Genomic DNA, 7,906 nt, shown 5'->3' on the forward strand with positions numbered 1-7,906 from the left:
CTCCAGCTGTTCCGCGGTCAGCCAGTCCGGATCCTGGCCGCCCGCCGCGATCAGCGCGTGGATGAGCGCGTCGCCGTCGCGTTCGTCGAGGCCGGGGATCTCGCCGGGCGCGCCGAGATCGTAACCGGCGTCGCGCATCTCGGTGAGCAGCCGGATCGCGCTGGCCGGGGTGTCGAGGCCGACGGCGTTGCCGATGCGAGCGTGCTTGGTCGGGTAGGCCGACAGCATGAGCGCTACGCGCTTGCGCTCCGCGGGGATGCGGCGCAGACGGGCGTAGCGCACCGCGATGCCCGCGACCCTGGCCGCGCGTTCGGCGTCCGGGACGTAGGTGGACAGGCCGTCGGCGTCGAACTCCTTGAACGAGAACGGAACCGTGATGATCCGGCCGTCGAACTCCGGGACCGCGACCTGGGTCGCGACATCGAGCGGGGAGAGCCCGTCGTCGTTGGCCGCCCACTGCGCGCGCCCGCTGGTCAGGCAGAGGCCTTGCAGGATGGGCACATCGAGGTCGGCGAGCGCGCCGACGTCCCAGGCCTCGTCCTCGCCGCCCGCCGAGGCGGTCGCGGGCTTCGTGCCGCCCGCCGCGAGCACCGTCACCACCAGGGTGTCGGCTCGGCGCAGCGTCGCGAGGAGTTCCGGCTCGGCGGTGCGCAGGGAGGCGCAGTACAGCGGCAACGCGTGCGCCCCCGCGGACTCGATCGCCTGGCACAACGCCTCGATGTAGCCGGTGTTTCCGGCGAGATGCTGTGCGCGGTAATAGACCACCGCCACGGTCGGGGTATCGCCTTCGGCCGCAACCGAACTCGTCCGTTCCAGCACACCCCAGCTCGGCAGCTGCACCGGCGGCTCGAAGCCGTGGCCGGTCAGCAGGACCGTGTCGGAGAGGAAATTGTGCAGCTGCCGCAGGTTGTCCGGGCCGCCCGCGGCCAGGTAGTTGTGCGCGTCGGCCGCGACGCCGCCCGGCACCGTCGAGCACTCCATCAGCTCCGCGTCCGGCGCGATCTCCCCGCCCAGCGCCACCATCGGCACCCCGCTCGCCCGGACCGCGTCGAGCCCGTCCTCCCAGGCGCGCTTGCCGCCGAGAATGCGCACGATCACCAGATCGGCGCCGTCGAGCAGCGCGGGCAGGTCGTCGACCAGCAGGCGGGCCGGATTACCCCACCGGTACGCCGCGCCGCTGGCGCGCGCGCTGAGCAGATCGGTGTCGGACGTGGACAGCAGCAGAATCACGGGTGACGGCCTTCCTCGGGTTACGCGCCCATCGGGTGTGCTGCTCGCCACCGGGGTCGGCGGCCAGCGGAGCCGGCGGGTTGGGTAACCCCAGAGGGTCTGGCTTTTCACAGTGGCGCGACCGCACCGGAATTCCACCGGTTTCCTCATCGCCCGCCGAGCATGCAGATGCTACCTGCCGGTGGGGATGGTCCGGGTCGGCCGGTCGCCGTAACACGCTGTACGCCCTGCCAACTGATCGAAATTGAGGTGCCGACACTCGGCGGCATCCATGCGGCCGTATCGGGCGGCCGACCGGTAGGGCTGGTGCGAGGAGCGTCTTGCACCCTGCTGCACAACGGGGCGATGACGGGAGTTCTACGCTGCGGTGGCTCGGACCCGCGAGCTCGTAAATCGCCGCGAATACCGAAAGCCGCCGAGCGCGATGCACTCGGCGGCTTCGAGTCTTCCGACTCTAGGTCGGAAAGCCGACGTCCCACAAGCGCCTCTCGGCGAGTGGTCGCTCTAAGCGACAAATGGGGTGAGGCCCGGGGCTGTCCGGACGCCGACAGTGCTATTCAACCACGCCTCCGGTCGTCCTATTCCATTCTCGATATGACCTGGCTAATACCCGCGATGGGCCTCGCTGGTTGTCGAGGTGGGCGACCGGTCCGATGCGTGGAGCGCGGGTGGAGCGGTCGCACCGACGGACGGGAACGCCGGTCGACGGGAACGCCGTCGACAAGCCGCACCGGTCGACATGAACACCGGACGACAGGCCGCACCGGTCGGCGGACGCCGGTCGGCGGACGCGCTGGTCGGCGGACGCACCGGTCGGCAGACGGCGCTGGTCGGCACGATAAGTACGCTGGATGGACTATGACTCGACGTGTTTCGGATTCTTGTCCCGGCGTGCTTCGGCTGCACGCGGCGGCCGATGGGCCGTTGGCGCGGATAAGGGTGCCGGGTGGGCGGGTGGAGCCGGGGCAATTGCAGGTGCTGGCCGAGGCGGCGCGGGATCTCGGGGACGGGAATATCGAGCTGACGTCGCGCGGGAACGTGCAGTTGCGGCAGGTACGGGACGCGGGCGAGCTGACTGATCGGCTCGGCGCGGCGGGGTTGTTGCCGAGTCACACCCATGAGCGGGTGCGCAATATCGTGGCCTCGCCACTGTCCGGCCGGGTCGGCGGTGTGGCGGATGTGCACGGGCTCGTTCCGATGCTCGATGCGGCGCTGCTCGCCGCGCCGCGACTGGCCGAGCTGCCCGGACGCGTGTTGTTCACCCTGGACGACGGGCGTGGGGATATCAGCCCACTCGGCGGCGATATCGGCGTACATGCCACGGGCACAGGCGAATTCGCGCTCGTGCTGGCGGGGCGGGACAGCGGCATCCGGATCTCGGACGCCGACGCGGTGGATGTCATGCTCGCCGCCGCGCACGGCTTCCTCGACCTGCGCGGCGCCGAGGAGTGGCGCCTGCGCGATATCGAGGACGGCGCCGAGCGAGTGACCGAACTGCTCGGACTGAACCGCAGTCCCGATCGGCTGACTTTCGATGCGGCCCAGTCGATTCCGATCGGCTGGCTGAATCAGGACGATGGAGCGGTCAGTCTCGGCGCCGGGATCCGGCTCGGCTCGCTGCCCGCGCGCACGGCCGAATTCATCGCCGCCGTCGAGCGTCCCGTCTTCATCACTCCGTGGCGCAGCGTCGTCATCGCGGACATGGACGAGTGGACGGCTGAGCAGGTGGTCCGCGTGCTCGCGCCGATGGAGCTCATTTTCGACGCCGACTCGCCGTGGTTGCAGGTCAGCGCCTGCGCGGGGCGACCCGGATGCGCGAAGTCGCACACCGACGTTCGCGCCGACGTGACGGCCGCCGTCGAATCCGGTCGCGTTCTTCCCGATGCGTCGAATTCGCTTCCGCAACAGGACATTCCACTGATCAGCGCGGACGAGGTGACCGTCGCCGGCCGCCAGCACTGGTCCGGCTGCGAACGTCGCTGCGGACGTCCCAGCGGTACCGTCACCGACGTCGTCGCCACCGATGCCGGATACCGCAGGTCGACCTGACCGGCCACGGTCGGCAACGCACGATCCCGAGCATTCCGTATCGCCCGATCCCAAGTGTTGGATGCCGCTCTTATTCCGCATGGGCTGTTCCCAGTCCTGCGGGCCGAGCCTTCGGTCGCGCGCTTGGAAAGATCAAGGGGTAACGATGGCGTTCGCTACTCGACCGATGCCGCCATCAGTTTCCCTTGATCATGCTTGGCTCAGGTCTTGGGCCGCGAGTGTCACCTGAACGCAGGCACCTGGCATCAAAGCGCCAGGTGCCTTGTGGCAGTGGACTATTCGTGAATCTCCAACGTGCAGCACTTCACACTGCCACCGGCCTTGAGCAACTCGGACATGTCGATGCCGACCGGGTTGTAGCCACGCGCACGCAACGCTTCGCTCAGCGCGGTCGCCTTATCGCTGAGGAAAACGTTCAAACCATCGGAGACGCCGTTCAATCCGAGCACCGCGGCGTCGGCGTCGGTAGCGACGATGGCGTCGGGGAACAGCTCGCTGAGCACCGCCTGACTCGCCGCGCTGAAAGCGGGCGGGAAGTAGGCGATCGTGTTGTCGTCCAGAGGCAGCAGCACGGTGTCGAGATGGTAGAAGCGCGGGTCGACCAGCTCCAGCGACATCACCGGACGCGAGAAGTGTTGCGCCACTTCCTGATGCGCCGCGAGCGAGCTGCGGAAGCCCATCCCTGCCAGCAGCCGGTCGCCGACGAGGAGGAAGTCGCCCTCACCCTCGTTGATCTCCTTGGCGTCGACGAGGCCAGCGAGGCCGTGCTGGGCAAACCAGTTGTGATAGGCCGGGCCCTCGGCGGCCCGTTCGGGGTGGGTGAACCTGGCCGACATCGCACGGTCGCCCACGACGAGACCGCCGTTGGCGGCGAACACCATGTCGGGCAGGCCCGGCACGCCGGGCACCACGTCGACCTTGTGCCCGTACTCCTCGTAGGTGGCGCGCAGCGTCTCCCACTGCAGCAGGGCGCGGGCGCGGTCGACCGGCGCGGCCGGATCCATCCACGGATTGATGCAGTACGTGACCTCGAAGTAGTCCGGGCGGCACATGACGAACCGTCGCGGCAGCGGATGACGAGCGGTGGACTCGGCGCGGAGGGTGGCTACAGACGTCAACGTGTCTCCCGGTGTGGTCGGCGCGATCTTGCGGCTGCCACGACCGTAATTCGCCTACTATTGCGCCAGTAACAGCGAATCATTGCGCATTTTCGCCATAGAACATCGAATAATTGCGCACCGGCGAAAAGGGTGTGACGTGGACGACATCGACCGGCGGATTCTGGAACACCTGCTGCGACAGGCCCGCGCCTCGTTCCAGGAGATCGGCAGCGCCGTCGGCCTGACCGCCCCCGCGGTGAAGCGACGCGTCGACAAGATGGTGGCGAGCAAACAGATCACCGGCTTCACCGCCCAGGTGAACCCCGCCGCCATGGGATGGAAAACCGAGGCCTACGTCGAGGTCTACTACCGCGACAACATCTCCCCCGCCGAACTGCGCCGCTCCCTGGAGCCGATCCCCCAGGTCGTCGGCGTATGGACCATCGCAGGCGAGGCCGACGCCCTCGTACACGTGATGGCCACCGACATGGCCGAGATCGAAGTAACCGTCGAACGCATCCGCGAAAACGCCCGAGTAGGCCGCACCCGCAGCTCAATAGTCATGTCCCGCATCCTCGAACGCCCCCGCACCTGATCCCGCGACCCGCCCTCAGGTGCACTGCCGCCACGGCCCGCGAGCACACGGCCCTACGCCGCTCGAGCACACGGCCCCACACCGCTCGAGCACACGGCCCCACACCGCTCGAGCACACGGCCCCACACCGCTCGAGCACACGGCCCCACACCGCTCGAGTGCACGGCCACCGCACCTCTCGAGTACGCGGCCACCGCACTGCGCGAGAACACGATCCCAGCACTCGCTCAGGCGCTCGAGGGCGAAGCCCTCCCCGTAGACCGCCGTCGCGCCCGGTCGAATTCACGACCGCCACACGCCCGGATCCACAGCCGCGATGCCACCCGTATTCAACTCTCCGCGCCACTCGCCTCACACCGCCCCGGCGCCCTCGGGTTCACGGCGATCGCACTGCGCGAGCGCTCGGCCAGTCCCGTTCGGGTGCGCCCGCCACACCGCTTTACTACTTGGACGCCGTACCGCGGGCCCACCGCCGCCGCGCGCACCCAAGTTCACGGCCGTCACCCTGTTCACAGCGACAGTGCCACTTGGACTCACCGCCCCTTTGGCTACTCGAATACACAACCGCCACGCCGCTTGCTGCACGGCCCGCCACCTCCTCGAGGTTTCGGGACGCCGCGCCCTCGGGTTCTCGGCGACCGCAGCGCTCGAGTACGCGGCCACTACTCCGCTCAGGTTCTCGATCACCCTGCACGGCTGCCACGCCACGAGTCCATGGCCGTCATGTCAGGCCGGCCGCAGCCCTCGAGTTCGCGGCCGCCGCGCGCTTCGGGCGCACGAGCGCCGTAGCGTCCCTGGTGACCCGCGCCGACCTGGTCGGGAGCGGACCTCTTAGGGTGGAGCGCATGTCCGATGTGCGTGCCAGCTACCTCACCGACGGGGCCGAGATCTATCGGCGCTCGTTCGCGATGATCCGCGCGGAGGCGGACCTCGGTGGGTTCCCGCCGGATGTCGCACAGGTGGTGGTGCGCATGATCCATGGGTGCGGTCAGGTGGATCTCGCCGGGGACGTGGCGTTTTCGCCGGGGGTGGTGGCCGCGGCGCGGGCGGCGCTGCGGGCCGGAGCGCCGATCCTGTGTGACGCGAACATGGTCGCCTCGGGGGTGACCCGCAAGCGGTTGCCCGCCGACAACCCGGTGATCTGCACCCTCACCGACCCGCGCGTGCCCGAACTCGCTGCGGCCCTGGGCAATACGCGCTCCGCGGCCGCGCTGGAACTCTGGCGCGATCGGCTCGAAGGGGCCGTGGTCGCCATCGGCAACGCGCCGACCGCCCTCTTCCACCTGCTCGAGATGCTCGACGCGGGCGCACCGCGCCCCGCCGCCATCATCGGCATCCCGGTCGGCTTCATCGGCGCCGCCGAGTCCAAAGACGCGCTCATCGATTTCGGCGGCATCGACTACCTGACCGTCCGCGGCCGGCGCGGCGGCAGCGCCATCACCGCCTCCGCGCTGAATGCGATCGCGAGCGAACAGGAATGACCGACAGCGCAAGCCACACGCTCGGCCACACAGCGCAATCCGACCACGCGGCACGGCCCGACCACGCAACGCAATCCGGCCACGGGGCACAGTTCGGCCATGCGGCACAGTCCGATCGCGCGGAACGGCCTGATCAAGCGGGACAATCCGACGCGGCACGGCCTGATCACACGGCGCTCCCCGATGATGCCGCAGAGACCGAATCGCCAACGGCGCCAGGCAAACTGTGGGGTGTGGGGTTGGGCCCGGGCGATCCGGAGCTGGTGACGGTGAAGGCGGCGCAGATCATCGGTGCGGCCGATGTGATCGCGTTTCACAGCGCGCGGCACGGGCGCAGCATTTCGAGAAGCATTGCGGCGCCGTACATGCGGCCGGGGCAGCTCGAGGAGCATCTCGTCTATCCGGTGACCACCGAGACCACCGACCATCCCGGCGGCTATCAGGGCGCGATCGACGAGTTCTACGAGCAGGCCGCCGAGCGGCTCGCGCACCACCTCGCGGCGGGGCGTTCGGTCGCGCTGCTGGCGGCGGGCGACCCGCTGTTCTACAGCTCCTACATGCACATGCACCGGCGGCTGGCCGACCGGTTCGAGGCGGAGATCATCCCGGGCATCACGTCGGTGAGCGCCGCGTCGGCCGCGCTCGGCACCCCGCTGGTCGAGGGTGAGCAGGTGCTGACTGTCCTGCCGGGAACCATGCCCGTCGACGAGCTGACCCGCAGGCTCCGCGACACCGAAGCAGCCGCCATCATGAAGCTCGGCCGCACCTACCCCGGTGTGCGCCAGGCCCTTTCGGACTCCGGCCGCCTCGCCGACGCCTACTACGTCGAACGCGCCAGCAGCACCCGCCAACGCGTACTGCGCGCCGCCGACGTAGCCGACGCCGACGTCCCCTACTTCTCGATCACCCTGGTCCCCGGTCCGACCCCGACCACCCCACTCCCCCTCGCCGACAGGGGATCCGAACCCACCCGACGCGAATCGTCCAGCGTCCATTCGGCATCGGTGGAGCCGGAGTCAGCCCAGCAGGACTCACCCAATTCCCACCCGTCATCGGCGGAACCCAGGGCAGTCGGACAGGACTCGCACCACCTCCGCCTCGCATCGCCGAGGTCTGGGTCAGCCCAGCAGAACTCCTCCCACCTCGACCCAGCCACAGCGAGATCTGAGGCCGTGCGGCAGAACTCCTCCCACGCCCCCTCCACCTCCAAGGCGGCCGGGCAGGAATCGCCTTTCCTCCGCCCCGCAGCGCCGGACACCCAAGCGGCCCCGCAGATCTCGCATCACCCGCTCTCCGCGTCGCGCACCAGCCGCATGGAACCCCTCGCGCAGGAACGCGATACCCCCTCTGCCCCAAGCGATCTCACTAGTCCTGCCACTTCGGTCGACTCAGACCCCACCCATCCGACCGAAGACATTGGCGCACAAAGCAAAACCGGCCAGGTGGTAGTC

The 7,906-nt window shown here is 69.1% G+C and carries 6 protein-coding genes; 4 read left to right on the forward strand and 2 right to left on the reverse strand.

The annotated features are described in order from the left end of the window. The coding region (locus ON39_RS18095) for a cobaltochelatase subunit CobN (protein WP_040735583.1) at positions 1–1,230 on the reverse strand (1,230 nt) is incomplete at its 3' end. Between the two features lie 858 nt (positions 1,231–2,088). Here ON39_RS18095 and cobG point away from each other — a divergent pair. Beyond that, positions 2,089–3,279 (forward strand): precorrin-3B synthase, encoded by a 1,191-nt coding sequence (gene cobG, locus ON39_RS18100; protein WP_040735584.1) that lies wholly within the window; start codon positions 2,089–2,091, stop codon positions 3,277–3,279. 275 nt (positions 3,280–3,554) lie between these two features. Here cobG and ddaH read toward each other — a convergent pair whose 3' ends face one another. Then, positions 3,555–4,397, reverse strand: a complete 843-nt coding sequence (gene ddaH, locus ON39_RS18105; protein ID WP_246003108.1) for a dimethylargininase — start codon at positions 4,395–4,397, stop codon at positions 3,555–3,557. Positions 4,398–4,536: 139 nt separating this feature from the next. Here ddaH and ON39_RS18110 point away from each other — a divergent pair, with 139 nt between their 5' ends. The 3 genes from ON39_RS18110 to ON39_RS50660 all read left to right on the forward strand — a co-directional run. Next, on the forward strand, positions 4,537–4,974 hold the full coding sequence (locus ON39_RS18110; RefSeq protein WP_040735586.1) for an Lrp/AsnC family transcriptional regulator: 438 nt from the start codon (positions 4,537–4,539) through the stop codon (positions 4,972–4,974). Positions 4,975–5,819: 845 nt separating this feature from the next. After that, the gene (locus ON39_RS18115) at positions 5,820–6,455 is read left to right on the forward strand and encodes a precorrin-8X methylmutase (protein ID WP_040735588.1); all 636 of its coding nucleotides are present in this window, start codon (positions 5,820–5,822) and stop codon (positions 6,453–6,455) included. A 233-nt stretch (positions 6,456–6,688) separates the two neighbouring features. Continuing rightward, the coding region (locus ON39_RS50660; RefSeq protein WP_373283699.1) for a precorrin-2 C(20)-methyltransferase at positions 6,689–7,906 on the forward strand (1,218 nt) is incomplete at its 3' end.

It is taken from the genome of Nocardia tenerifensis NBRC 101015 (genome assembly GCF_000308715.1).
GTDB lineage: Bacteria > Actinomycetota > Actinomycetes > Mycobacteriales > Mycobacteriaceae > Nocardia > Nocardia tenerifensis.

Coding starts and splice junctions, on each gene's coding strand:
- cobG (WP_040735584.1), top strand. CDS start 2,089: ATGACTCGACGTGTTTCGGATTCTTGTCCCGGCGTGCTTCGGCTGCAC.
- ON39_RS18115 (WP_040735588.1), top strand. CDS start 5,820: ATGTCCGATGTGCGTGCCAGCTACCTCACCGACGGGGCCGAGATCTAT.